Below are 24766 nucleotides of genomic sequence, written 5' to 3'. Positions count from 1 at the left end.
GGTCCGGGGGGACCCTCTGCTCCACATCTGGAGAGAATCTTTTGAGAGAGGGAGATCCCTGTGGCTAAGAAGATCGCAAAAATCATCGACTGGATTCTCGCCCTGAACGGCTGCCTCATGATCGCAACGGCCACGCTCCAGATCGTTTCACGCATGATGGGGCGTCCTGTCGCGTGGACGGTGGAACTGCTGACGTTTTTGGGTTTGTTCTCCATCATTCCCGGCGTCGCCTCGCATTTCCTCAAGAACACCGAGACCCGGGTCGGCATTATCGTGGACTATCTCCCCCGTACGCTGCGGCGTCTTACTGAATTTGCCATCAACGCCGCCTGCGTCGTTTTCGGCTTTATCCTGCTGTACGCCACCTACGACTACACCGGCCTTGTCGGCATGGGCACGCCCGAACAGTACCTTCCCTTCCCGCCCGAGACCAACTTGCTGCCCGTCTATCTGCTGAGTTTTGCCGTCATTTGGAACGGCCTGTACAACCTGCACCGCATCGCCGTCGGTAAAATTGAAAAATCCGGTCCTGCGCCCGAAGGAGGAGAGCGGTAAATGGTATCCGTCGGTCTCATTTCAACGCTGATCATGATGCTGTTCCTCAAAGCGCCGGTCATTGTCGCCATGGGTACGTCGGTCGCCGTGGGCTGTTGGCTGGGAGACTTGCCGCTGTATCTGATCGCGCAAGGCGTCATCGACGGTTCCATGTCCTGGAGCCTTCTGTCCATTTTCTTCTTCATGATGGCCGGCAACATCATGGGCGTCTGCGGCGTCGCCGATCAGATCTTCAGCTTCGCCAATGCCTGCGTGGGGCACTGGCCCGGCGGACTGGCGCACGTCAACTGTCTGTGTTCCATGGTCTTCGCCGGCATTTCCGGCGCGGCCGCCGCTGACTGCGCCGCGCTCGGGCCGATCGAGATCAAGTCCATGACCTACAAGGGATATGACTTGAGATACAGCACCGGCATCACGCTGGCGTCATCCATGGTCGGGCCGATCATCCCGCCCAGCGTGTTCTTTATCATGTTCGGCGTCGTTACCAACACGTCCATCGCCAAACTGTTCATCGCCGGCATTGTTCCCGGCGTCGTCATCAGCCTGGCGCTGATGCTTGTCTGCGCGCGCATCTCCATCAGACGGCCCGACATTTTTCCGCGCGGCAGTTACACCCCTATGAAGGAACGTTGGCGCATCTTCAAAAAATCGGTATGGTCGCTGCTGGCTCCCGTTATTATCGTCATCGGCATGACCTCCGGTTCCGTCAGCCCCACCGAAGCCGGCGTCGTGGCCGTACTTTACTCGCTGCTGCTGGGCGCCATTTACCGCACGCTGAAGTGGAACGCGCTGTGGAACGCCGTCAGAGATTCGATGATCATGGCCGCCTCGAGCCTGATCCTGTTCGGTTTCGCCTCCACCATGTCCTACATTCTCACCATGGAGATGCTGCCCACAAAACTAGCGACGCTGATCCTCAGCCTGACGCAGAACAAGTACCTCGTGCTTTTTCTGATCGATCTGCTGCTTCTGGTTCTGGGCTGTTTCATGTCCGCTTCCAGCGCCATGATCTTGCTCACGCCCATCCTTCTGCCCTTGATGGAAAAACTCGGCGTCAGCACGATCCAGCTGGGAGTGTTGATGTGTTTCGCCCTCACTATCGGCATCGCCACTCCGCCCGTCGGCATGGGGCTGTATATCCTTGCAGACATCACGCACCAGAAGATCGAAGAGGTTTTCGAAGGCTTCATGCCCTTCTTCCCCGCGCTGGTCGTCATGCTCATCGTGCTGACGCTGGTGCCGCAGATTTCCACCTGGTTGCCCAATCTGCTGATGCCCTAGTATATATTGCTCGATCGAAATCCCGTCTTTTTCGTAAAATTCCCGCGTCCTCTCAAAGCATCCTTATAAAAAGTTTGAATTTAAGGGCGCCGTGAATCTTCCTCGGGACGCTCTGCCCATTTAATATTTTAATCGAGAAACTGTATCAGCTTTTGACATGACAATGTCATTCGCTCCTGTTTCATGAACGGTATTATCTCAGCGTGACACTTTCTTTGAACAGTTACGAGTGACATTATCACTGAACAACGACACAGCAACGATATCACCTCTTGCGGAAAAACAAATCTGTGGTAGAATATTAAGATAATGCTATGAGCATTAAAGAACCGCCCTCGGTCGAAAGCGTTCGGCTCACGGGAACGCAATGCTTCCGGGCGGCGCAGCAGTACCGTAACAGGTAACAGAAATATGGAGGTCAGCAACAGAAACATGTCGTACAATGAAAGACTGAGAAAAGCGTCAAAGTATTGCGAGCGCAACGGCAGTTACCGCGTGATCGTCGGCTGCGGCGAGAAGAAGCTTCTGCTCGTCCGCAACGCCACCGGCTACGTCAGGACCGCCCTGCTCGGCGAGTGACCTTTCCCCCGCACGGGGAAAAGGCTCTGCGACCTTTCAGCGCCTCGATCCTTGGGGATCGGGGCGTTTTTTTATGGAGCGAAAGAGCGTCTTGCCAAAACGGCGTCTCTCGTATAAAAATAAAGCGTCACGGAGGTGAAAAACATGACGGACAACGACAGCCTGCGCGCCTTGAGCGACCGGCTGCGCAGTTTCTGCGAAGAACGCGACTGGGATCAGTTCCACAATCCCAAAGACCTGGCCATCGGCATCGCCACCGAGGCCGGCGAGCTGCTGGAGATCTTCCGCTTCATGAGCGTGGAGCAGCAGGCAGAGCTGCTGGCCGGGGTCGAAACGCGCGGGCACATCGAGGACGAGCTGGCCGACGTGTTCTTTTTCGTGCTGCGCTTCGCGCAGATGAACGGCATCGACCTCGGCCGCGCGCTGGAACGCAAAATAGCGAAAAACGCGCGCAAGTACCCGGCGGACCAGTGCCGCGGCGACAACCGCAAACGGTGAAAGCGAGGCAATCCACATGGAAATACGCGATTTCTGGAAGGCGACGCTGGGGCAGGACGCCGCCTCCATGCGGAGGTTCTTCGCGCCCGGCGCCTGCGTGTTCTGGCACAACACGAACGAAGCGTTCAGCGCCGAAGAGTTCATCGAGGTCAACTGCGAATATCCCGGCGCGTGGGACGGCGAAGTGGAACGGGTCGAACGGATCGGCGGGCTGATCGTCACGGCGCTCCGCGTCTTCGCCGCGGGAGGCGGCCCGTCCTTTCACGTCGTCTCTTTCTTCCGCGTGCAAGACGGCAAAATCGTCTCCATCGACGAGTACTGGGGCGACGACGGCGCGCCGCCGCAGTGGCGGCTGGACAAAAAAATCGGCAGAGCCATAAAATAATCCCTGTTCCGCCTTGAACTCGTGCGAGGTCCATGAGGATAAAATACGGCGCGGCCGCCGGTCGGAAAATTCTTCCGGCCGGCGGCCGCGTCTTTTCTCGAATCACGCTTTCGTTTTCGGCATCAGGATCTCGCGCGCGGCCTTGATGAAACGGTCGGTCTCGATGGGGACGCGCAGGCCGAGCGTGAAGTGCCGTTCGTCGATACAGGGCAGAATGAGGATGGAGCGCCGGCGCAGCTGAGCGGCCAGCTCGGGAGCGGTGATGTCGTCGCGTTCGAGGCGGCAGAGCACCCAGTTGGCGTCGCTGGGCAGCGGGCGCAGCCCGGAGATGCGGCGCAGGCGCCCGATCAGGCGCGGCATCAGGCGCGTGACCACGTCGACCGTGCTGGAACGGAAGGGCATGATGCGTTCGAGCGCGGGCGCCAGATAATGGGCGAGCGGGCTGAGCGCGGGCGCGAACTGGCGGGCGCGCAGGGCGGAGATCCAGCCTTCGCCGCCGACGGCGTAACTGAGCGGACAGAGCGAGAGCGCCAGAGAATCGGTGAAGGAGCGGATCAGGGCGGCGCGCGGTTCGCGGCGCACGCCCGACCACAGCGAGTTGGTGATGCTGCCGTAGGTGAAATCGACGGCCCGTTCGTCGAGGATCAGCCAGCCGCCGCCGGCCAGCCAGCGGTCGAGTTCGGACAGCAGCTCGGCGGGCGGCATGAGGGCGGCGGACGGAAAGGAGGGATTGCCGAGGATGAGCAGGTCGCAGCCGTCCAGCGCTTCGGCCAGCGCGCCGCGGGGAATGCGGTAATTGTGCTTGAGCGGCAGCGCGAAACTTTTCACGTCCAGGCCGCAGCGTTTCAGGACGCGCTCGTACGAACGCGGGCACGGCACGGGCAGCAGCGCGCGGCGCGCTCCGCCGGCGCTGGCGGCGAGCAGCGCGATCAGCTCCTCTTCGCGCTGCGAGACGGCGATCTGTCCGCTCTGCACGCCGTGGCGCAGCGCGATGGTCTGGCGCAGCGCGGTGAAGTCGGGGTCGACGGGCGCGTCGCACTGTTCGCGAATGGCGGCCGTCAGCGCCGTTTTGATGGCTTCCGGCGTGCCGAGCGGATTGGCCCGCACGCTGAAATCGAGAATTTTGACCACGACGCCGCCTCCTCTGCCGACAGATTTTATTCAGTATACCTCAAAACCCGGCGGATGAAAATCGACGCTGCGGAACAAAACGCCGGCGGGGCTCTTTCTCGCGGCAGCGATCATCGCCCGCTCAGGATCTTTCCTGCTGTCGAAAATCGTCTTGCGCCGCATGACGCGGCAAGGGAGCTCCACAAAGCGGGACGGGCGGCTTGCGCGGCGGTCGAGACAGTCCCGAGCGACTGAACTCCCCCACAGCGCCCGGGAAATTACGTTAATACTTTCTATCAAGAATTAGTATAAGAAGCCGCTCCGGCCGTTTTTCCGAGGCGGTTTCCTGTTTTTCTCATCCCGTCGCCGATGGCGCCACTGACGGTCGGAACGACAAAATATGTCAACAAACAATAACCTATGGAAACTGATATTTTATTTCTGTGCTACAATGACGGAAAGAACGCCATCTTTACGAAATCGGGAGAACACATGGAAAACTATCTGCCATGGATCACGGCGGTCTGCTCGCTGGGAGCGGCGGCCGCCTGCGTCGTTTTCATCTTTGTCCAGAAGCGCGGCCGCATCGCCACGGAGGACCTGCTCATGGAACTGCTCCAGCAGGAACTGTCCGACCAGAGCGAGGAGGCGCTGCGGCGAAATTCGGAAATGCGCCGCGAGCTGAACGAAACGCTGCGCGCCAGCTCGATGAGCCTCACCGAGTCGGTGCGCGTCATCGGCGACCTGCAGGCCGACCGCATCGAACGGCTGGAAAAACGCAGCGGCGACCTCAACGCCGCCGTGGACAAACGCCTCGAATCGCTGCGGACCGACCTGCTCGGACTGCGTCGGGAAAACCAGTCACAGCTGGAAAAGATCCGCGCCGGCGTGGAAGAGCGCCTGCAGGAGACCATCGACAAGCGTCTGGGCAGTTCCTTCGCGCTCGTGCAGCGGCAGCTCGAAGCCGTGCAGAAGGGGCTGGGCGAGATGCGCAGCCTGGCCGGCAGCGTCGGCGATCTCAAGCGCGTGCTCACCAACGTCAAGGTGCGCGGTTCCTGGGGCGAAATGCAGCTGCGCGCCATCCTCGAACAGATCCTTTCGCCCGAGCAGTACGCCGCCAACGTGGCGATCCGCCCCGATTCGCAGGAGCGCGTCGAGTACGCCGTGCGCCTGCCGGGCGACGGAGAGCAGGCGCGTCCCGTGTGGCTGCCGATCGACAGCAAGTTCCCGCTGGAAGATTATCACCGCCTCTGCGACGCCTCGCAGTGCGGCGACGAACAGGCCGCTGGCGCGGCGCGCGCAAGCCTGCTCAAAGTGCTCGAAAGCGAAGCGAAAGACGTCTGCGAAAAGTATATCGCGCCGCCGCACAGCACCGACTTCGCCCTGATCTTCCTGCCCATCGAAGGATTGTACGCCGAAGTGCTGCGCGACCCCGCCGCGGCCGAACGCCTGCAGCGCAAGTACCGCGTCGTCGTCGCCGGTCCCGCCACGCTGGCGGCCCTGCTCAGCAGCCTGCGCATGGGCTTCCGCACGCTGGCGATCCAGCGGCGCAGCGGCGAAGTGTGGGAACTCCTCGCCTCCGTGCGCGGCGAGTTCGGCAAGTTCGGCGAAGCCCTCGACAAAGCGAGGCGTCAGCTCAACGCCGCCGCCTCCTCCATCGAGGAGACCGGCCGCCGCAGCCGCGTCCTGCGCCGCCGCCTCGACGCCGTGGAGCACCTCACTGACATGACCGCTTTTCAGCCCGGCGGCGAAGAAAATGTTGAAGCCTCCGAACCGGAAGATCGCGCCGATTCTTAAGACCCCCTCCCGGAACCCGGTCCTCTGTCCCGCCAGCGGCGATCGCTCCGGCTCGAATGGGAAGATCCCGTTATCTTGAAAGAAGCAGCGTTCCGAAAGACTGAAACCTCCCGATAAAAAACTCTCTCCGTACGCCTCGGATGACATGCGGTGCTTCCTCCAATCCCTGCTGCGGTTATTTTGACACTTCGACATTCCATGATATACTGACTTATATCATGATATTATCTTTTATAAAAATACTGTCATAAAGATAGATTATGCTTTTCAAGGAGGAAATATGGATGAGCACTCACGAACAGAGTTCCGCGTTGAAAGTTCACAAGCTGACGTTCTGGGAAGCGACGATGATCGTCGTCGGCGCGAATATCGGTTCCGGCATTCTCGGGCTGGCCTATTCGAGCCGTAAGGCCGGCTGGCCGGTTCTGTTGCTGTGGCTGATTGTCGCCGGCATTTTCACGACATTCTCGATGCTGTACGTCGCCGAGACGACATTGCGCACGGAAAAACCTCTGCAGCTCCCCGGACTGGCCGAGCGTTATGTCGGCAAACTGGGAGCCGCGCTCATCTTCATCTCCGTGGCAGCCAACTCGATCGGCTGCATGATTGCCTACATGACCGGCAGCGGCAATATTCTTGCCAAAATGTTCGACATTCCCAATCAAATGGGCAGTCTGCTGTTCGCCGTTCCTGCCGTCATCGTCGTCTGGCTGGGTCTGAAGGCTACCGGCGTCGCCGAAAAAATCATCAGCACCGGCATGATGGTCATGGTCGGCGTGATTATCGCGGCTTCGTTTCTCTCCGACAAGGCGAATGTGAACAGCGCTCTTTACGCCAACTGGACGTACGCCGTGCCCGTGTTTAACGTCGCGATTTTCTGTTACATCGCTCAGTACGCCGTGCCCGAAATGGCCCGCGGCCTGCGCCATGATCCTCGGGAACTGCCCAAGGCCATCACCACGGGCATGTTTCTCACCGCCGTGCTGTTGGCTCTTGTGCCCCTGGCCGTCATCTCTCTGACCGGCCCCGAAAAAGTCACGCAGGTCGCCACGATCGCCTGGGGTGAAGCCCTTGGCCAGTGGGCTTTCTTCGTCGCCAACATCTTCGCCCTGTGCGCTATGATGACTTCTTACTGGGCCGTCGGCGGCAGCTTCCTGACGAACATCGTCGACATGTTCCATTTCAAGTCCGAGACCGATTTCATGACCCGGCTCGTTTCGGTGATCTGCGTCTGCGTGCCTCCATTTCTGCTGGCCTACAGCGGCATGGTCGGCTTCGTCGACGCAATTTATCTGGCCGGAACATTCGGCGGCGTGATCATGTCCATCCTGCCCGTGATGATGCTGAACAGCTCGCGCAAAAGCGGCGACGTCGAGCCACATTGGAAGTGCGGCTGGTACAGCGCGGGCTGGGTTCAGGGCCTGCTGATCGTCCTCTTCTGCGGTGCGGCCGTCTACGCGATTTTCGACCTCGCGGGCATCCTTCCGAGCGCGTGGTAAAGCGGGTGTGCTGAATGCAGTTTTTAGGAAAAGACAAAGTTATTTTCTCTTTTAACCAGGACAACAAGCCGGCGTATTTCGTCGACGACGGCGAAGTTTTCACCGTCGAAACCGACGACTGCTACAGTGGTCAGATCAAAGATTCCAGCGTGCTGCGCCCCGACATCGACATTTCCATCATGGACTGTTCGGTCGGCCCGATTTACGTTAACGGCGCCGAGCCGGACGATGTGCTGTGCGTCGAGATCCTTGGCATTGATTTTGCGCCGCAGGGCGTCATGGTCACGTCGCCGGGACTGGGCGTGCTTGGCGGGAAGACGAAAAAAGCCAATACGAAAATCATTCCGATCGAGGACGGCTATGCCCATTTCAGCAAGGATATCATCCTGCCGCTGACGCCGATGGTGGGCGTGATCGGCGTGGCGCCCCGCAGCGGCGACATTCATTGTGCCGTGCCCGGCGATCATGGTTCCAACATGGACACGAAAGTCATCACCGTCGGTTCCAAAGTCTATCTGCCTGTCGCCGTCAAAGGGGCATTGCTGGCCGTCGGCGACTTGCACGCCTGCATGGGCGACGGAGAACTCAGCGGCACCGGCATCGAAACGGCCGGCACGATCCTGATGAAAACGACCGTGGTCAAAGGAACGCGCCTCGAACGTCCTATGGTGGAGACAAAGGACAGCATGTACACGATCGCTTCCGCAAAGGAATTCAAAGACGGCGTGCGTGCCGCCGTCGAAGACATGGTCAATTATCTGATGAAAAAAACCGGACTGGAATTTCAGGATGCGTACCGCCTTCTCAGCGCCACCTGTGACATTCAGATCAGCCAGGTAGTCAACGATTTGCACACGTTCCGCGTGCGCGCCCCCAAGAAGCTCCTGAAACTGGGCGGAATCTAGTTTTTCCCTGGAACATAAAGGGACTAACGAAGCAGACTTTTTAAGACAACACAGCCCGCGGCGTCTTTGGAGAACATTCCAGAGCTGCCTGCGGGCTGTGTTTTTCGTGAGATTCCGCTACCGATTCCCAGCTTCGCCGCGCTTATGCTATTTCTTGATAAAAAGCGCTGACATAGTTTGCGGGGCCCTTGCCGCCGCGCGCCGGGGAGCAAACGGCGCAGCTGCAAAAAAACCTTTCGGACGGAACGTTCCCGCCCGAAAGGTTTTTTCGCCTTCGACACGCGCTTTCAATCGGCGCGGACTACATCGTATGATACTGACACTTGCTGCGGGCGATGTCGAAGAGGTCGCGCATATAGCTGGAAAGCCGCAGCTTTTTCCGATAACAGAAGTAGAAATGCCGCTCGAAGCCATGGCAGCGCAGCGGATAACATTTAGTCAGTGTTTCCACGCGCGTGTCCCCCTGGATGTAGCCGTAAGGGCAGACCATCACGGCGTTGAGCTGGGCGGTGACCAATTTGGCGGCTTCCATGTTGAACAGTTCGAGCAGCACGCGCGGCTCGAACTGGCACAGCTGAGCGAGGTGGTTCTGGATGGTGCGCACGCTGTGCCCCGAGGTGAGGTTGACGAAGTTTTCCTCCCGCGCTTCGCTCAGTTCGATTTCGGTCCCCTGGCCGATGCGGCGGGAAATGGCCGTCTGCTTGGAGGCCATGAGGACGATCTGTTCGTTTTCCAGCAGGCGGTACTCCAGGTCGTTCTGCTTCGACGCGGTGGTGATGAAGGCCACGTCGCAGCCGCCCTTGCTGAGCAGCTCCTCGAGGCGGACGGAAGGCAGTTCTTTCAGTTCGACGGTGACGAGCGGATAGCGGGCGAGAAAGGCGGGCAGGATCTGCGGCAGCAGGGAGATGCTGCGCTGCGCCGAAATGCCGATGCGCAGCGTGGCGCGGTGATCGTTTTTCATTTCGGCGATCTCGCTGAGGAGATTCCGCTCGGCCGTCATGATCTCGCGCATGCTTTCGACGTAGCGCTGGCCGGCGTAGGTGAGCGTCAACCGCTTGGCGTGGCGGTCGAAGATCGGCAGCCCCAGTTCGTCTTCCACGGCTTTGACGGTCTGCGACAGCGACGGCTGGGAAATGAGGAGTTTTTTCGCGGCCGCCGTGATGCTGCCCGCCTCGAGAATAGCCATGATGTAAGAAGCGTGTTTCAAATTCAATCACGCCGCCTCCTTAAATGTATACTGTATAAATATCTTTGACCATAATTGTGACCTTATGGGCGCATAAAACTTTTAGTATTGGCATTTTCCCTAAAAAAGTTGAATAATAAAATCAGCGTCATTAACTCAATCTCGTTTACGTTTAAAGGAGGAATTGCAAGTGAAAAAGTTCGTGTATGCTCTGTTGGCCGTATCCCTGCTCGGCGCCGCGGCCGTTTCCGCGGGGGCCGAAGAGTGGAAGTTCACCCGCAAGATCGACGTGGTCTGCCCCTGGGGCGTGGGCGGCGGCGCCGACAGCACGATCCGCCCCATGGCCAAGCTGCTCAAGGACATCCTCGGCGTCGAGGTCGAGGTCGTTAACGTTTCCGGCGGCTCGGGCGTCAACGGCGTGGAGTACACCTACAAGCAGCCCGCCGACGGCTACACCTTCATGCTGGGCACGCAGAGCCTGATCATGCAGGACCTGCAGGGGGCCACTTCGATGAACTTCCGCTCCGAGTTCATTCCCGTCGCCAAACTGGTCCACTCCATCAACATCATCGCCGGCTCCAAGAAAGCCATGGACCAGAAGGGCTATCACAGCTTTTCCGAGATGATCAAGTACGCCAAGGAGCATCCGTTCGAGATCAACGTGGGCATGCTCACCGCCACGGGCGCCGACGGCGCTTCGCTGCGCCAGACGCTGGCCGGGCTCGACGTGAACGAAGTGCCCTACTCCGGCGGTTCCGAGATGAACTCCGCGCTGGTGGGCGGTCACATCGACATGATGATCACCGGCACCGACGAGATCGCCGGGCTGATCCAGGCGGGCGACATCGTGCCGCTGTGCGCCATCTGCGAAAAGCGCATGAAGCTCTATCCCAACATGGAGAGCACGGGCGAGCTGGGCATCGATTCCTTCATCGGCACCTGGCGCGGCATTTTCGCCAAGGCCGGCACGCCTCAGCCCGCGATCGACGCGCTGGTCGCCGCCATCGAGAAGGCCGTTCAAACCAAGGAATGGCAGGATTTCCTCGTGGCCGGCGCTTACGACGAGCGCCCCGGCTTCGCCGCGCCCAAGGAGTTCGCCGAGCTGTTCGAGAGCGAGTACAAGACCTTCACCGAGTATCTGAAGTCCGAGGAAGTTTTGAAGAAGGATTACTACGCCAAGTAGTTCCTCCTGCGCGCCGCAACCACGAAAGGGGGGCTTTGCCGCTCCCCTTTTTTTCTTTACTCTGTCAACGTTTATTGTAGCACAAGCTTCCTCAATCCCTGAAAGGTGGTGCGGATCAGTGTTCGAACTGATTCTCAACGTTCTGCTGTGGCTCGGCCTGGCCTACACGTACGCGTTCCACGTGCTGGAGGCGCCCGTTCCCGCCAAGGTCCTGCGCAATCCCTACGCCCTCAAGCCCGACGTGTGGCCCAACGTCATCATCGTTCTGCTTCTGATCTGCGTGGCGATCAACATCGCGCGCATCGTCATGAAAAACAGGGGCAAAGCGGAGTTTTCGCTGGGCGCCTTTTTCGCTTCCATCGGCGGATTTTTCGCCAGCCGTCTGTTCCTCGGCATCGTCATCGTCGTGGCGGCCTGCTTTGTGCTCGAACCGCTCGGCTTCATGGGCACGTGTTTCCTGATGCTGTTCTTCTACGGCATGCTGCTGGGCGAACGGAAGGTCGCGCGCCTGCTCGTCTTCTCGATTCTGGTCACGCTGCTCCTCTATGTGGTCTTCAGCGTCCTGCTGTCGGTCAATCTGCCCCGCGGCACCATCCCGCAGGCGCGCAACTTCGCGCTTTGGCTGGAGTCGCTGGTGTCTCAGGCCCAATCTCTTATCTCGTGAGGCGGTGAATCGGAATGTCGACTTTTGAATTGCTGCAAAGCGGCTTCAGCGTGCTGATGGAGCCGCAAGTGTTTTTCATGGTGGTCATGGCCATCGTGATGGGGACGATCTTCGGCGCTCTGCCCGGCGTCAGCTCCACGATGGCCGTGGCGCTCGGGCTGCCGTTTACGTACAGCATGGAGCCGGTGCCGGCCATCGTCTTCCTCGTGGCCGTTTACTGCTCGGCCATCACCGGCGGCTCGATCACGGCAATCCTGTTCAAGATTCCAGGCGTACCTTCCAGCGCGCCGACGACGTTCGACGGCTACCCGATGGCGCAGCGCGGCGAAGCCGGCAAAGCTCTGGGCGTGGCCCTCGGCGCTTCGGCGATCGGCGGTCTGGTCTCGGCGTTCTGCATGCTGCTGCTTTCGCCGCAGCTCACGCAGGCGGCGCTGTCGTTCGGCCCTTCCGACCTGTTCGCGATCACGTTCATGGGTCTGTCGATCCTCGCCTGCCTCGACTCGTCCAACATCCTGCGCACGATCATTTCCGGCCTGATCGGCCTGCTTCTGGCCTGCGTCGGCCAGGACAGGATGTACGCCGTGCAGCGCATGACCTTCGGCTCCAAAGAACTGCTGGCCGGTCTGGAAATGATCCCCGTGCTGATCGGTATTTTCGCCGTCACCGAGGTGCTCAAGCAGACGCGCAAGAGCGACCGCCTCGACGCCAAGGAAGGCGTCGGCGGCGGTCACGTGGACACGAAGATGCCCTCGCTGGCCGAGTGGCTGAGGATCAAGTGGCTCGTGCTTCGCTGCTCCATTATCGGCACGATCATCGGCATCCTTCCCGGCGCCGGCGCGACGATCGCCTCGTTCCTGTGCTACTCCACGGAAACGAAGCTCTCCAAGCATCCCGAGAAGTTCGGTACCGGCATCATCGACGGCATCGCCGCATCCGAATCGGCCAACAACGCCGCCACCGGCGGCGCCATGGTGCCTTTGCTCTCGCTCGGCATCCCCGGCGGCAACGCCGCGGCCGTGATGATGAGCGCGCTGGTGCTCAAGGGCGTGCAGCTCGGACCGCTGCTGCTCACCAACCAGCCCCAGTACCTGAGCGCCACGTTCGCCTCCATGCTCGTCACCAACATCCTCATGGTCATCGTCGCCATGGGTATCGCCAAGGTCTTCGCGAAGATCCTCGCCATCCCCTACAGCTATCTCGGCCCGATCATCGTCATGCTGGCCATCATCGGTTCCTACGCCACCAACATGAGCATCGCCGACGTGAAGATCATGGCCGTCGCCGGCATCGTCGGGCTGATCTTCGCCGTCTGCCGCTTCAACAGCGCCGCCATGATCCTCGGCCTGGTGCTGGGCGAGATCTGCGAGAGCAACTTCAGCCGCGCCTATACGATCTCGCGCGCCGACCTGGTAAGCATGTTCTCGCGCCCCATCGCCGGCTCCCTGATGGTGCTCAGCGTCACCCTGCTGGTCTACCCCATCGTCGCCTCCTTCTTCGGAAAAAAGAAACCGTCGGCGAACGCCTGATTTTGTCCGATCGAGCGCAGCGCTTTCCCGGCTGCGCTTTCTCCTTGGAATTATCGTAGAAATCCTGTCAGGAGGTCAAAGCCATGGAACTGAAAACCACCGGCGTGGCCGGCACGCTCGAATCGAGCGACGTGATGGTCACGCTCGAGCCGGCGCCGTCGGGCATCAGCCTGAACCTTGAAAGCACCGTCATCAACCAGTACGGCCGCCAGATCAAAGAGACCGTGCTCGCCACGCTGGCGCGCCTCGGCGTGAAAAACGCCGCCGTCACCGTCAGCGACCACGGCGCGCTGGACTGCACCATCACGGCGCGCGTCGAGTGCGCCTATTACCGCGGCTGCCAGCGCGACGCCGACGGACCGTATCCCTGGGGAGGCGAGATCGCATGATCCCCCGCCCGAAACCGGAAAAGTTCCGCCTGCGCCGCACGATGATGTTCATGAACGCGCAGAAGCCCGGACTGATCAAGGACGCGTATATTTACGGAGCCGACTCGATCATGCTCGACCTCGAAGACGCGGTGGCCGAGAACCAGAAGGACGCGGCGCGCTTTTCGCTTTATCACGCGCTGAAAACCGTCGATTACGGCGACACGGAAGTGCTCGTGCGCATCAACGGCCTCGACACGCCGCATTGGCGCGAGGACGTGCGCGTGGCCGTGGCCGGCGGCGCCGACGGCATCCGCATCGCCAAGACCGAGAGCGCCGACGACGTGCAAACCGTGGACGCCGCGGTGACCGAAGCCGAACGCGAGTTCGGCGTCGAGGAAGGGCGCACGCTGCTGATGGCCGCCATCGAAAGCCCCAAGGGCGTGCTCAACGCTTACGAGATCTGCACCGCTTCGCCCCGCCTGTTCGGCATCGCCCTTTCCGGCGGCGACTATCGCAAGTGCATGCAGGTCAAGCCGGTCCCCGGCGGTATCGAGATGCTCGCCGCCCGCGGCCAGATGTTGATCGCCGCCCGCGCCGCCGGCGTGCAGTGCTTCGACACCGTCTTCACCGATCTCGACGACGAGGCGGGCTTCCGCGCCGAAATGCAGCAGAACAAGGACATGGGCTTCGACGGCAAGTCGCTGATCAATCCCCGGCAGATCCGCATCGTCCACGAGATGCTGGCGCCGACGCCGCAGGAGATCGCCGCCGCCGAGACGCTCGTCAAAGCCTACCGCGAAAACGCCGCCAAAGGCGTCGGCGTGTTCACCATCAACGGCAAAATGATCGACATCGCCTTTGTGCCCGGCGCCGAGCGCGTCATCGCGCTCGCCAAGGCCAGCGGCATTTACGAGGGGGAACTGTAAAATGCTGAACGCAGTCGGCCGGGAAATTCCCGAAGAACTGATCGCTCAGGGCTGGAAACCTTACGCGGGCGCTTACGCCCGCGACGGCCGGTACATAAAAAAGCAGGGCCCGCGCACGCGCATCTGCGAAAAGCCGCGGGAAAGCAAAATCGTCGCCTCCATCCGAGAGGCCATCGTGGCGTGCGGACTCAAGGACGGCATGACCGTCTCCTTCCACCACCACTTCCGCGACGGCGACTTTGTCGTCAACATGGTCATGAAGGAGATCGTCGCCCTCGGCCTCAAAGACATCACCATCGCCGCCTCCAGCCTGGGCACGGCGCACGATCCCGTGGCCCGCTACATCGAAGACGGCATCGTCACCGGACTTCAGACCAGCGGCATCCGCGGCCGCATGGGCGAAGTAGTGTCCCGCGGCAAGCTGAAGACGCCCGCGATCCTGCGCAGCCACGGCGGCCGCGTGCGCGCCATCGAGGAGGGCGACGTGCACATCGACGTGGCCTTCATCGGTTCTCCCACGTCCGACGAGTACGGCAACTGCCGCGCCGTCGGCGGCAAAAGCGACTGCGGCGTGCTCTCCTACGCCGTCGTCGATTCGGAATACGCCGACAAGGTCGTCGTCATCACCGACACGCTCGTGCCCTACCCCAACTTTCCCGCTTCGATCCACGGCGTCAACGTGGACTACGTGGTGAAAGTCGACGAGATCGGCGATCCGAAAAAGATCGCCTCCGCCGCCGCGCGCATGACCCAAAATCCCCGCGATCTGATGATGGCCGAGGCCACCGCCCAAGTCATGGCCGCCACGCCGTGGTTCAAGGACGGCTTCAGCTTCCAGACCGGCGCGGGCGGCCCCTCGCTGGCCGTCAACCGCTTCATCGAGCCGCTCATGCGCGAGCGCGGCATCACGATGAGCTTCGCCATCGGCGGCATCGCCGGCCCCATCTGCGAACTGCAGCGCAAGGGCCTGGTGGGCTGCGTCGTCGACACGCAGGATTTCGACACCGGGGCCATCGACGACATCCGCACCAATCCCCGCCATTACGAGATCAGCGCCGGCGAATACGCCAACCCCGCCAACAAGGGCGCCTTCGTCAACAAGCTCGACTTCGTCATCCTCGCCGCGCTGGAAGTCGACGTCGACTTCAACGTCAACGTCATCACCGGCTCCGACGGCGTGCTGCGCGGCGCGCCCGGCGGCCATCCCGACACCGCCGCCGGCGCCAAGTGCACCGTCATCGTCACGCCGCTGACCCGCGGCCGCATGGCCACCGTCTGCGAACGCGTCGTCACCGTCACCACCCCCGGCGAGTGCGTCGACGTCGTCGTCACCGATTACGGCGTCGCCGTCAACCCCAGACGGCAGGACATCGTCGACTGCCTCGACCGCGCCGGCGTCACACACGTGAGTATCAAAGAGCTCCAGGAAAAAGCCTACGCACTCGTCGGCCGCCCCGATCCGCTGCAATGGAACGACAAAGTCGTCGCCATCCTCGAAGCCCGCGACGGCACGATCCTCGACGTCGTGCGCGAGATCAAGCCGTACGAAAGATCGTAACGCGCCGCGCTCCCCGCGAGGGCTTGTTCCCGCTTTCGCGGCATAATCGGAGCGGCATTTCGCCAAGTTTGCGTACTTCACCCCCGAGCCCCGAAAACCGGAACTCCCGAAAAAAATCTGCCGCGCCCCTCGCGAAAGAGCGAAGGACGCGGCAGATTTTTTTTCGCCGGGCGCCGCAAAACCTTTCTTCTTGCATTCCTCCATGCCTTCGCGATACCTTTCGCGCGGGCGTCCATTTTTCATCGAGACGATGAATTTAAATAATCTTATACGAAATAATTATCTTACCCCCCCCGAGCCGAAATTAACTTAATAATCAGGTTTATTATAAAGATAAACATGTTACCATGAATTTGTTTTGTTGTTTCTGCAAAATACGTTTTCACCCCACAATTCCGTGGATATTTTTTGAAGTTCCAGAAGGAGGAAATTATTGATGGAAAAGGGAAACACGCATGGTCCGCACCGCTCCGCTCCCGAGGCGCATGGGACGAAAAGAAATTCGTCGGCCGTCCTGAAAGGCGGCGCGCTGGCGGCCGTGGCGCTCGGCCTGATGCTGCTGCGCCCCGTGCCGGGAACGGCGGCTCCGAACGGCGTGACGACGTTCGTCGAGCCGGGGAACCAGAACATCAGAATCGGCAACGATACGCAGCTTCGCAACAACGCGGCGACCAACGGCGCGGTCGTCATCGGCGACCACGCGCAGATCGACGATTACGTCATGCAGGAAGGCAGCATCGCCATCGGCAAGAACGCTTTCGTCGAGAACATGTACGGCAATCAGGAAAAATTCTTCAAATTCGGGCAGGCAGATGAGAAGAAATGGGCGAGCAGCGTCGCCATCGGTCAGAACGCCTACGCTCGCTCCGGCAGCACGATGATCGGGGACCACAAATACGTCGGGAAACTCGGCGACGTGGAAGTCGACGGCTCCAACGTGTTCAACGTCAAATCGAGAAACGTGAACATCAACGCCACCACCATCGGCGCGAACAGTTACAATCAGGGAGCGTTTTCCTCCGTGCTCGGCACGTACTCCATCATTTCCGGAAAATACGATGGCGGCAACTGGTCATCCCACGTTACGCAGAATATGGGGGCCAATATCGTCGGTTCCCTGAACAGCATCGAATCGAACAGCTCTTCTTCGGCAGTTTCAGGGATCGCCAACAGCGTCGTCGGTACGGCGAACCGCACGAGCAACGCCAACGGCGCCTTGATCTTCGGCGCCGGCAACGAAGTGGAAAATTCCATCGGCACGATATCGGGGATCAGCATGTTTACCGGCGGCGGAGATTCGGCCAAAGAGTTTGCCGACACGCTGCGCGGCGCCGTCAAATCGTCCGAAGGCGGCGGGGCGGTGCTGGCCATCGGCGGCGGCAACAAGGCGAACTACGCCATGACCTCACAGCTGATCGGCGTCAATAACACGCTGACGGGAACAGACAGCGATGCCAGCCGCTACAACATGATCAATGGGTACAAGAATACCGGAGAAAAAGTAAAACACACGTATGTGCTGGGCGAGGAGAACAACGTCAAAGACAGCGAAGACGTACGGGTCATCGGCAAGAAGAATACCGTGACGAACAGCGACCGCCAGAACGTGTTCGGCGACAACAACAGCATCACGGAACGGGATGCCGGCACCGTTTCCGGATATTCCGGCATCACACGCAACGGCGCGTCGGATCTGGTCATCGGCATGGGCAACAAAATTTCCGGCAACGACACCTACATGAAGGGGACGGAAAGCCTCACCATCATCGGGAACAACAACGAAACGACCAATCCCAACTCGGGCATCGTAATCGGCGATTATCAAACATTTGGTGCAATCAAGGAATCGGTAATCATCGGCTCCATGACACCGGAAGAAAAAGCCGATTCCGATATCCAGCAGAAACATGCCAGCGTCGTTGTCGGGTATCACGCCCAGAGCGGAACCAGGGACGGCGGCGGAATGAATGTGGCTCTTGGCCATGGCGCAAAAGCTTATGGCTGGCAGGAGACCGTGACAGGGATCAAATCCATTGTAGAAGCGGGCGATTCCGGCTTTGACGGTTATCTGGCTTCTGTCTATGGCGGTCTTAATACGGTAGCGTCAAATAAGGCGGACCAGAATGATGGGATGGCAAACACTGTCGTCGGTACCCTGAACAAAACAGAAGGCGCCAACGGGGCTCTTGTTTTCGGCGCGGGCAATAGCGTTACACATTCTTTCTGGACGGCACCGACCGATGAAGATGGAAACAGTATGAACGAGTATTGGGGTAATGCTATATTATTTGAGGGACAAGGATATGCTGGCGGAACCGGACGGTTGAGCCATGACGAGATCAGGAAAGCGATGGGACTGGCCATGTCGACCGGCGGCGGTTCCGTGGTCACCATGGGGAACGGAAATACTTCAGATTATGCTGTCCATTCCCAGATCATAGGCTCCGGAAATATCCTTACCGGTACAGGAAATACACCCAGCATCAATAATACGATCAACGGATATGGAAATACAGGTACGAATGTGGAACGTATGTCTATGATGGGTACCGGGAATAATATGTCCGGCAGTACGGCCGATGTAGTGATCGGGGATTATCACCACAAGGACGGCGGCAAAAATAATGTAATCCTTGGATCCATGGCTACGGAAAAGAAGACTGTAACGAAAACGTATACGATGAAAGATGCTTCGGGCAATGTTATTCTTGAAAAGAAATATAAGGTGACGGAAAATGTACCGATTAAATCGCATACGGCGAACATAAGCAATGCGGTGATGCTCGGCTACAATACGGATGTGGAAAAAGACGGCGGTGTAGCGCTCGGCAGCGGCTCCATCGCTTCCGTGGACAAGGGAGCTGCCGGTTATGATCCGTCGACCGATACGGCTTCTACGAATACATCGGCAACATGGAAAGCCACCGCAGCCGCCGTTTCCGTAGGCGACGTTTCAAAAGGCGTCACTCGCCAGATCACAGGCGTGGCGGCCGGCACGGAAGACACCGACGCCGTCAACGTGGCGCAGATGAAAGCTTTGAATGCGGCCATAGCAAACGGCGCCGTCCGCTACTATTCCGTGAAGAGCGACAAACAGGGAGCGGGGACGAACTATGCCAACGACGGAGCGACCGGGACGGACAGCATGGTCATCGGCATTTCCTCCTCGTCTTCCGGCAACAACAGCACCGTCCTCGGCAACAACAACACGCTGGCGGGCGTCAAGAATGGAAGGAACAACAGCATCGTCGTCGGCCAGAGCCTGACCGTGGACGGCGTGCATAACGCAGTCTTCGGTACGGATTATAATAATTACGACCATAAATTGACAAAGGTTTTCGGAGAACAGAATACTGTCCTCGGTGTCGGGAACCTGGTCGGCTATACGGCGGAAAAAGATCCGTCCGACCCGACAAAGTGGATCTACACCAAGAACTCCAGCGGCAGCGACCAGAATGTGGCCGTCGGCCTGACCAACACGGTGAACGGCGGGAGCGTCGTGGTAGGCGCCAGTTCCGTATCCGATAGTCTGGGAACGTCTGTCGGTCATGGAAATACTATTATCGGTATGGACGATGGCGGCGGACAGAAAGGCATCGCCTTGGGGAGCGATCTGACCGTCAAAGGCGAAATGGCAGTGGCTGTCGGCAATGAAAGTACGGCGGAAGGGGACTGGACCGTTGCCATCGGCGCGGGAAGCGCAACGAAAAAGACCATGGATGTCGCCATGGGTTGGCATGCAAACGCTTCCGGCGGCTGGTCGATGGCGCTGGGCGCAGACAGCGCGGCAAACGCGCAGACCGCTACCGCTGTTGGCGGCTATGGAGCGAAAGCTACAACGGATGCTGGCGTGGCGCTGGGCTCCTACAGCGTGGCGGATACGGCTGCGAACGTGCAAGGCTATGATCCTTCCACCGGAGCCGCGTCCACGGAGAGCGGCAGCGCGTGGCAATCCACCTTGGGCGCGCTTTCCATCGGCGACAAGACGACAGGACGCACCCGCCAGATCACCAACGTCGCAGCCGGTTTTGAAGATACCGACGCCGTCAACGTCGCCCAACTTCGGGCGGCCGTCTCCGCCGCAGGCGGGGCCGCGACCTACAAATTCACCCTCAGCGACTCCACAACGTCTCCCGCGCACACGGTCACGCTCGGACAAAGCGCGACGCCGGACATCAAGTTCGTCGGCGCCAACGGCGTCATTACCACCGTCGCGGGCGGCGTCGTCACGATCGGCCTCGATCCCGACGCGGGGCAGGGCGGCAAATGGAACCTTCAGACCAATGGAGGACCATCGATCGTCGTCGCCAAGAACGATACCGTCCAGTTCAAGAACGGCAGCAACATTGAAATCACCCGCGACGAAAGAGACGTGACCGTGCGCGTCGTCGACGCGCCCACCTTCGCCGGCAAAGTCACCGCCAAAGGCTTCGACGCGACCGGCAGCAAGATCGTCAACGTCGCCAAGGGAGACGTCACTCAGACCAGCGCCGACGCGGTCAACGGCTCGCAGCTCTGGGGCGTCTCGTCGAGCGTCTCCAATCACTTCGGCGGCGGCTCCTCCGTCAACAACGACGGTTCCGTCTCCGCCCCCACCTACGTCATCCGCGGCGGCACGTACCATAACGTCGGCGACGCCCTCAGCGCCGTCGACACACAGTTCAACAACATCTACAACAACTTCGGTAACGTCTACAACCAGATGGGCGAACTGAGAAGCGAAATCAAGAGCACCGGAGCGCTCGGATCTGCCCTCGCCGGGTTGAAACCGATGCAGTACGACCCCGTCGAACCCAGCCAGATCATGGCCGGCTTCGGAGCGTACAGAGGCGAGTACGCGCTGGCCCTCGGCTTCGCGCACTATCTGAAAGAAGACTTCATGGTCCACGCCGGAGTGTCCGTCACGCATCACGGCGAGTCGATGGCCAACGCCGGGCTGACCTGGAAGATCGGGCGCAAGGAAGACAAAGACCAGATCCCCGAACGCTACCGCTCCGGCCCGATCAGCAGCGTCTACGTGATGCAGAAGGAGAACGCCGAGCTGCAGGCCGAGGTGTCTTCGCTCAAGCACGAACTCGTCGAGAGCAAAGCCAATCAGGCGCGAGAGATCGCCGCGGTCAAGGCGGAAATGGAGGCACGCGTGGAGCGCCTCGAGCGCCTGCTGCGCGCTTCGGGCAAGATCAGGTAAAAGCGGGGAACAAACTGCCGCGGACGAAGAAAAGCAAAAAAACGCGATACACGCCGCCGTTCCGCGGCGGAAAAACAAGCACCGCACCGAAGCGCCGCGGCGAACGATCGATTCTCATTCGCCGCGGCTCTTTTCGTGAAAGGCGCTTCCGCGAAACGGGGCGGTCGTCCCGGGAGCGCCGTTTTTTTCCTTCACCATGGGGACGCAATAGAGCTTTCGCGTTATAATCATGGCAGTATTTCGCCAAGGAGGGAACTTTATGGACATCACCCCGGAATTGAAGGAGCGGGCGCAGGCGCTGCACCATGATTGCTTTGTGGCCGACGCGCACTACGACCTGCTCAACCTGCTCGCCGCCAAGCGCCTCGAGGGCGGCAGGACGGACGTTTTCAGGACGGATTATCTGGAAAAGATCCGCGCGGGCGGCGTCGACCTGCTGATCTCGTCGATCTTCATCGACGACCGGCACGTGCCGGAAATGGCGCTGCGCCGCGCCCTCGACCAGATCGCCTGCATGCACGAGGAGCTGGCGCAGTGTCCCGACCTGGTCCTGTGCCGCGGCGTCGCGGAGATCCGCGCCGCCCGCGCGGCGGGAAAGATCGCCCTGCTCCTGTCGTTCGAAGGCGCCGAGCCGCTGGGCAACGACCTCAATCTGCTACGCGCCTTTTACGAGCTGGGCGTGCGCGGCATCGGCATCGTCTGGAGCCGCCGCAACTACGCCGCCGACGGCTGCTTCTTCCAGCCGCGGCGCGAAGGGCGCAAGGGCGGCCTGACGGATTTCGGCGCGCGGCTGGCCGACGAGGCGGAACGGCTGGGCATGTATCTGGACGTTTCGCACCTCAACGACGAGGGGTTCTGGGATCTCTGCGCGCTCACCAAACGTCCGTTCATCGCTTCCCACTCCAACTGCCGCGCGCTGACGCCGGTGGCGCGCAATCTGACCGACGAGCAGATCGCCGCGCTCGCGCAGCGCGGCGGCGTCATGGGCATGAACGCCTGCAGCGACTTCGTCCGGCTTGACGCGAACGGCGCGGGGCGCGCGGATCCCGACGAGCTGGCGGCACACGGCGCGCACGTCAAACAGGTCGCCGGCGCGGAACATCTGTGCTTCGGCTTCGACTTCTGCGACGAGTTCCGCGTCGGCAACAATCGCGAGCCGAAGGACGCGGTGCCGTTCTACGACGAGAGCTGGCGGCTGACGGCCGCTCTTTTGGCCCGCGGATTCAGCGAGGACGAGGTTCGCGGCGCGCTCGGCGAGAACCTGCTGAAATTCCTGGAACGCACGATCGGCTAAAGACCGGCGGCGCAGGCTGATTTTTCTCAATACATTCGCTGAAAGGAGATTTTTCGCATGAGACCGGTACAGCACGACGACCTGTTAAAGTTCAAGTTCCTCTCGCGCCCCGCGTTTTCGCCCGACGGCGGCAAGATCGCCTACGTGGTCAGCTCGGCCAACTTCGACAAGAACGGTTATGACAGCGCCCTGTGGCTTTACGACCTGGCCTCGGACAGCGGACGGCAGCTGACGTTCACGAACTCCGAGAAGTTCTTCGCCTGGAGCCGCGACGGGCGCGAGCTGCTCTTCACCTCCGGGCGCGGCGACGTGCCCAAGGAGAGCACGCGCTTTTACGCGCTGCCGCTGGACGGCGGCGAGGCGCGCGAGCTGTTCACGATCGACCGCCCGGCCAGCGCCATCGCCGACCTCGGCGGCGGCCGCTGGCTGGTGACGGCGACGTTCGAGCCCGTCTACGACAATCCCGAGGGCGCCGACTACTACGTGATTGAGCAGCTGCCCTTCACCGCCAACGGCAAGGGCTTCGTCTGCCAGCGCCGCACGGGGCTGGCCGTGTACGACGCCGCCAGCGGCGGCTTCACGCGCGTCACGCCCGAGCATATGGAAGTGGCGCGCTGCCATCTCAGCGACGACGGCCGCAAAGCGCTGCTCGTCGCCGTCGAGTATACGGACGTGAAGCCGACGACCAACCACGTCTACGAGCTCGACCTGGGCACGGGCGAACTGTCCTGCCTCAGCGAAGGGCTGACGTTCGGCTTCAAGGACGCCGGCTGGTACAAGGACGGCACGCTGGTCACGGGCAGCGACCAAAAAACTGTCGGCGTGAATCAGAACATCCAGTTCTTCTTCCTTAAGGGCAAAAAGCTCGACGCCGTCACGCCCGCTCTCGACAGCAGCCTGCGCAACGCCGTGGGCAGCGACTGCCGCTACAACACGGCCGATCAGGAGGAGGGCTTCGCCGTCGAGGGGAGGCGCGTGATCTACTGCGCCACCGAGGGCTTCCGGAGCCGACTCTACGCGCTCGAAGCCGACGGTTCCATCTCCGCTCTCACCAACGGGATCGACACGGTGGACAACTGGGACTGGAAAGACGGCGCGGCGGTCATGACGGGCTTCAAGGGCCTGCAGCTGCAGGAACTCTATCTGCTCGAAAACGGCCGCGAGCGTCAGCTGACGCGCCACAACGAAGCCGTCATGAAGGAGCTTCAGCTTTCCGCGCCCGAACACGTGAGCTACGAAAACGAGGGCTGGACGCTCGACGGCTGGTACATGAAGCCCGTGGGCTATGAGGAAGGCAGGAAGTATCCGACGATCCTGCACATCCACGGCGGCCCCAAGAGCGCCTTCGGCGGCGTCTATTTCCACGAGATGCAGTGCTGGGCTTCTCGCGGCTACGCCGTGATCTACTGCAACCCGCGCGGCGGCGACGGACGGCCCGGCGGTTTCGACGACATCCGCGGCTTTTACGGCGTCAAGGATTACAGCGACATCATGGCGTTCACGAAATGGTGCGTCGCCAACCTGCCCTTCGTCGACGAGAAGAACGTCGGCGTCACGGGCGGCTCCTACGGCGGCTACATGACCAACTGGATCGTCACGCAGACGGACTTTTTCAAAGCGGCCGCGGCGCAGCGACCGATCAGCAACTGGGTGTCGAAATTCGGCAGCTGCGACATCGGCTACTATTACGTGGAAGACCAGCACGGCGGCCGCCCGTGGGACGCGTGCGAACAGGCCTGGCAGGAATCGCCGCTCAAGCACGTCGCCAACGTCAAGACGCCGCTGCTGCTGATCCAGTCGCAGGAGGACTTCCGCTGCGAGCGCGACCAGTCGTTCCAGATGTTTACCGCCCTCAAGGTGCTCGGAGTGGAATGCCGCATGTGCCTGTTCAACGGCGAGAACCACGAGCTGAGCCGCTCCGGCCGACCCAGAAACCGCCTCGCCCGGCTGCGCGAGATCGCCTCGTGGTTCGACGGCCATTTGAAAGGTTAAGCGACGAAGAAACCGCGCTGGACCGCGCCGCGTTTTCCGCCCCCGTTTCTGATGTTCCACGTGGAACATTTCATACAAACAAAGTTGCCGCAAGCCTTGACAGCGCATCTAAAAAAACGGAACGCCCCGCTCGCCGGAGTTCGTTTGAACCAAGACAGGCGGAGCCCTTGCGGTTCGGTCGGACGCGCCGGATTTTACCGCCGCATTCTTTTACAGTCGTCGTCAAAAGCGATCCGCCGATGTGACTGCGAAGGCAAGGAGGAATCGCC

19 protein-coding genes are annotated in these 24766 nt (G+C 60.6%); 17 read left to right on the top strand and 2 right to left on the bottom strand.

All coding sequences use genetic code 11. The features are described 5' to 3' along the window. Positions 1-60 precede the first annotated feature (60 nt). From B0D78_RS00465 to B0D78_RS00450, 5 genes are all read left to right on the top strand, one after another. The gene (locus tag B0D78_RS00465; RefSeq protein WP_078015023.1) at positions 61-555 is read left to right on the top strand and encodes a TRAP transporter small permease; all 495 of its coding nucleotides are present in this window, start codon (positions 61-63) and stop codon (positions 553-555) included. After that, positions 556-1836, top strand: a complete 1281-nt coding sequence (locus tag B0D78_RS00460) for a TRAP transporter large permease (protein WP_078015022.1) — start codon at positions 556-558, stop codon at positions 1834-1836. It begins immediately after the preceding gene. 432 nt (positions 1837-2268) lie between these two features. Continuing rightward, positions 2269-2415 carry a hypothetical protein gene (locus B0D78_RS12680; RefSeq protein ID WP_158606356.1) on the top strand — a complete coding sequence of 49 codons (147 nt, stop codon included), beginning with the start codon at positions 2269-2271 and terminating at the stop codon, positions 2413-2415. A gap of 144 nt (positions 2416-2559) precedes the next feature. Then, positions 2560-2913: a nucleotide pyrophosphohydrolase gene (locus B0D78_RS00455; RefSeq protein ID WP_078015021.1), complete on the top strand. Its 354-nt coding sequence runs from the start codon at positions 2560-2562 to the stop codon at positions 2911-2913. Positions 2914-2929: 16 nt separating this feature from the next. Further along, positions 2930-3298 carry a nuclear transport factor 2 family protein gene (locus tag B0D78_RS00450; protein WP_078015020.1) on the top strand — a complete coding sequence of 123 codons (369 nt, stop codon included), beginning with the start codon at positions 2930-2932 and terminating at the stop codon, positions 3296-3298. Positions 3299-3400: 102 nt separating this feature from the next. On the opposite strand, the gene B0D78_RS00445 is transcribed toward B0D78_RS00450, so the two are convergent. Then, the gene (locus tag B0D78_RS00445; RefSeq protein WP_120373144.1) at positions 3401-4429 is read right to left on the bottom strand and encodes an aminotransferase class I/II-fold pyridoxal phosphate-dependent enzyme; all 1029 of its coding nucleotides are present in this window, start codon (positions 4427-4429) and stop codon (positions 3401-3403) included. A gap of 399 nt (positions 4430-4828) precedes the next feature. On the opposite strand from B0D78_RS00445, the gene B0D78_RS00440 reads away from it, so the two are divergent. From B0D78_RS00440 to B0D78_RS00430, 3 genes are all read left to right on the top strand, one after another. Then, entirely contained in the window at positions 4829-6205 is a 1377-nt protein-coding gene (locus tag B0D78_RS00440) for a DNA recombination protein RmuC (RefSeq protein WP_240496070.1), read from the top strand. A gap of 284 nt (positions 6206-6489) precedes the next feature. Further along, positions 6490-7704, top strand: coding sequence for an aromatic amino acid transport family protein (locus tag B0D78_RS00435; RefSeq protein WP_078015017.1), 1215 nt, complete (start codon positions 6490-6492; stop codon positions 7702-7704). A 14-nt stretch (positions 7705-7718) separates the two neighbouring features. Beyond that, positions 7719-8609, top strand: a complete 891-nt coding sequence (locus B0D78_RS00430) for an acetamidase/formamidase family protein (RefSeq protein WP_078015016.1) — start codon at positions 7719-7721, stop codon at positions 8607-8609. A gap of 301 nt (positions 8610-8910) precedes the next feature. Here B0D78_RS00430 and B0D78_RS00425 read toward each other — a convergent pair whose 3' ends face one another. After that, positions 8911-9822: a LysR family transcriptional regulator gene (locus tag B0D78_RS00425; RefSeq protein ID WP_078015015.1), complete on the bottom strand. Its 912-nt coding sequence runs from the start codon at positions 9820-9822 to the stop codon at positions 8911-8913. A 163-nt stretch (positions 9823-9985) separates the two neighbouring features. Between B0D78_RS00425 and B0D78_RS00420 the strand changes: the two genes are divergently transcribed. From B0D78_RS00420 to B0D78_RS00380, 9 genes are all read left to right on the top strand, one after another. Continuing rightward, positions 9986-10978 (top strand): Bug family tripartite tricarboxylate transporter substrate binding protein, encoded by a 993-nt coding sequence (locus B0D78_RS00420; RefSeq protein WP_078015014.1) that lies wholly within the window; start codon positions 9986-9988, stop codon positions 10976-10978. 118 nt (positions 10979-11096) lie between these two features. Continuing rightward, entirely contained in the window at positions 11097-11642 is a 546-nt protein-coding gene (locus tag B0D78_RS00415) for a tripartite tricarboxylate transporter TctB family protein (RefSeq protein ID WP_168169939.1), read from the top strand. Between the two features lie 14 nt (positions 11643-11656). After that, positions 11657-13168, top strand: a complete 1512-nt coding sequence (locus B0D78_RS00410; protein WP_078015012.1) for a tripartite tricarboxylate transporter permease — start codon at positions 11657-11659, stop codon at positions 13166-13168. An 83-nt stretch (positions 13169-13251) separates the two neighbouring features. Further along, positions 13252-13557, top strand: a complete 306-nt coding sequence (citD, locus tag B0D78_RS00405) for a citrate lyase acyl carrier protein (RefSeq protein WP_078015011.1) — start codon at positions 13252-13254, stop codon at positions 13555-13557. Then, positions 13554-14465, top strand: coding sequence for an aldolase/citrate lyase family protein (locus B0D78_RS00400; RefSeq protein ID WP_078015010.1), 912 nt, complete (start codon positions 13554-13556; stop codon positions 14463-14465). Before citD ends, B0D78_RS00400 begins: the two co-directional genes overlap by 4 nt. Position 14466: 1 nt before the next feature. Beyond that, entirely contained in the window at positions 14467-16023 is a 1557-nt protein-coding gene (gene citF, locus B0D78_RS00395) for a citrate lyase subunit alpha (RefSeq protein ID WP_078015009.1), read from the top strand. 436 nt (positions 16024-16459) lie between these two features. Beyond that, a complete protein-coding gene (locus B0D78_RS00390) occupies positions 16460-21211 on the top strand; it encodes a YadA-like family protein (RefSeq protein ID WP_078015008.1) in 4752 nt (1583 codons plus the stop codon). Between the two features lie 259 nt (positions 21212-21470). Continuing rightward, positions 21471-22505: a dipeptidase gene (locus tag B0D78_RS00385; RefSeq protein ID WP_078015007.1), complete on the top strand. Its 1035-nt coding sequence runs from the start codon at positions 21471-21473 to the stop codon at positions 22503-22505. A 57-nt stretch (positions 22506-22562) separates the two neighbouring features. Continuing rightward, a complete protein-coding gene (locus B0D78_RS00380) occupies positions 22563-24497 on the top strand; it encodes a S9 family peptidase (protein WP_078015006.1) in 1935 nt (644 codons plus the stop codon). Positions 24498-24766 lie beyond the last annotated feature (269 nt).

This window comes from Pyramidobacter sp. C12-8 (genome assembly GCF_002007215.1).
Classification (GTDB): domain Bacteria; phylum Synergistota; class Synergistia; order Synergistales; family Dethiosulfovibrionaceae; genus Pyramidobacter.
Note: the sequence above shows the minus strand (reverse complement) of the source record. Positions and strands in the feature narration are given on the sequence as shown.

Bases quoted from the DNA above. Each gene is read 5' to 3' on its own strand.
- citF (WP_078015009.1), top strand. From the start codon at position 14,467: ATGCTGAACGCAGTCGGCCGGGAAATTCCCGAAGAACTGATCGCTCAG.
- B0D78_RS00400 (WP_078015010.1), top strand. From the start codon at position 13,554: ATGATCCCCCGCCCGAAACCGGAAAAGTTCCGCCTGCGCCGCACGATG.
- B0D78_RS00380 (WP_078015006.1), top strand. From the start codon at position 22,563: ATGAGACCGGTACAGCACGACGACCTGTTAAAGTTCAAGTTCCTCTCG.
- B0D78_RS00410 (WP_078015012.1), top strand. From the start codon at position 11,657: ATGTCGACTTTTGAATTGCTGCAAAGCGGCTTCAGCGTGCTGATGGAG.
- B0D78_RS00435 (WP_078015017.1), top strand. From the start codon at position 6,490: ATGAGCACTCACGAACAGAGTTCCGCGTTGAAAGTTCACAAGCTGACG.
- B0D78_RS00455 (WP_078015021.1), top strand. From the start codon at position 2,560: ATGACGGACAACGACAGCCTGCGCGCCTTGAGCGACCGGCTGCGCAGT.
- B0D78_RS00430 (WP_078015016.1), top strand. From the start codon at position 7,719: ATGCAGTTTTTAGGAAAAGACAAAGTTATTTTCTCTTTTAACCAGGAC.
- B0D78_RS00460 (WP_078015022.1), top strand. From the start codon at position 556: ATGGTATCCGTCGGTCTCATTTCAACGCTGATCATGATGCTGTTCCTC.
- B0D78_RS00390 (WP_078015008.1), top strand. From the start codon at position 16,460: ATGGAAAAGGGAAACACGCATGGTCCGCACCGCTCCGCTCCCGAGGCG.
- B0D78_RS00450 (WP_078015020.1), top strand. From the start codon at position 2,930: ATGGAAATACGCGATTTCTGGAAGGCGACGCTGGGGCAGGACGCCGCC.
- B0D78_RS12680 (WP_158606356.1), top strand. From the start codon at position 2,269: ATGTCGTACAATGAAAGACTGAGAAAAGCGTCAAAGTATTGCGAGCGC.
- B0D78_RS00440 (WP_240496070.1), top strand. From the start codon at position 4,829: ATGGAAACTGATATTTTATTTCTGTGCTACAATGACGGAAAGAACGCC.
- B0D78_RS00385 (WP_078015007.1), top strand. From the start codon at position 21,471: ATGGACATCACCCCGGAATTGAAGGAGCGGGCGCAGGCGCTGCACCAT.
- citD (WP_078015011.1), top strand. From the start codon at position 13,252: ATGGAACTGAAAACCACCGGCGTGGCCGGCACGCTCGAATCGAGCGAC.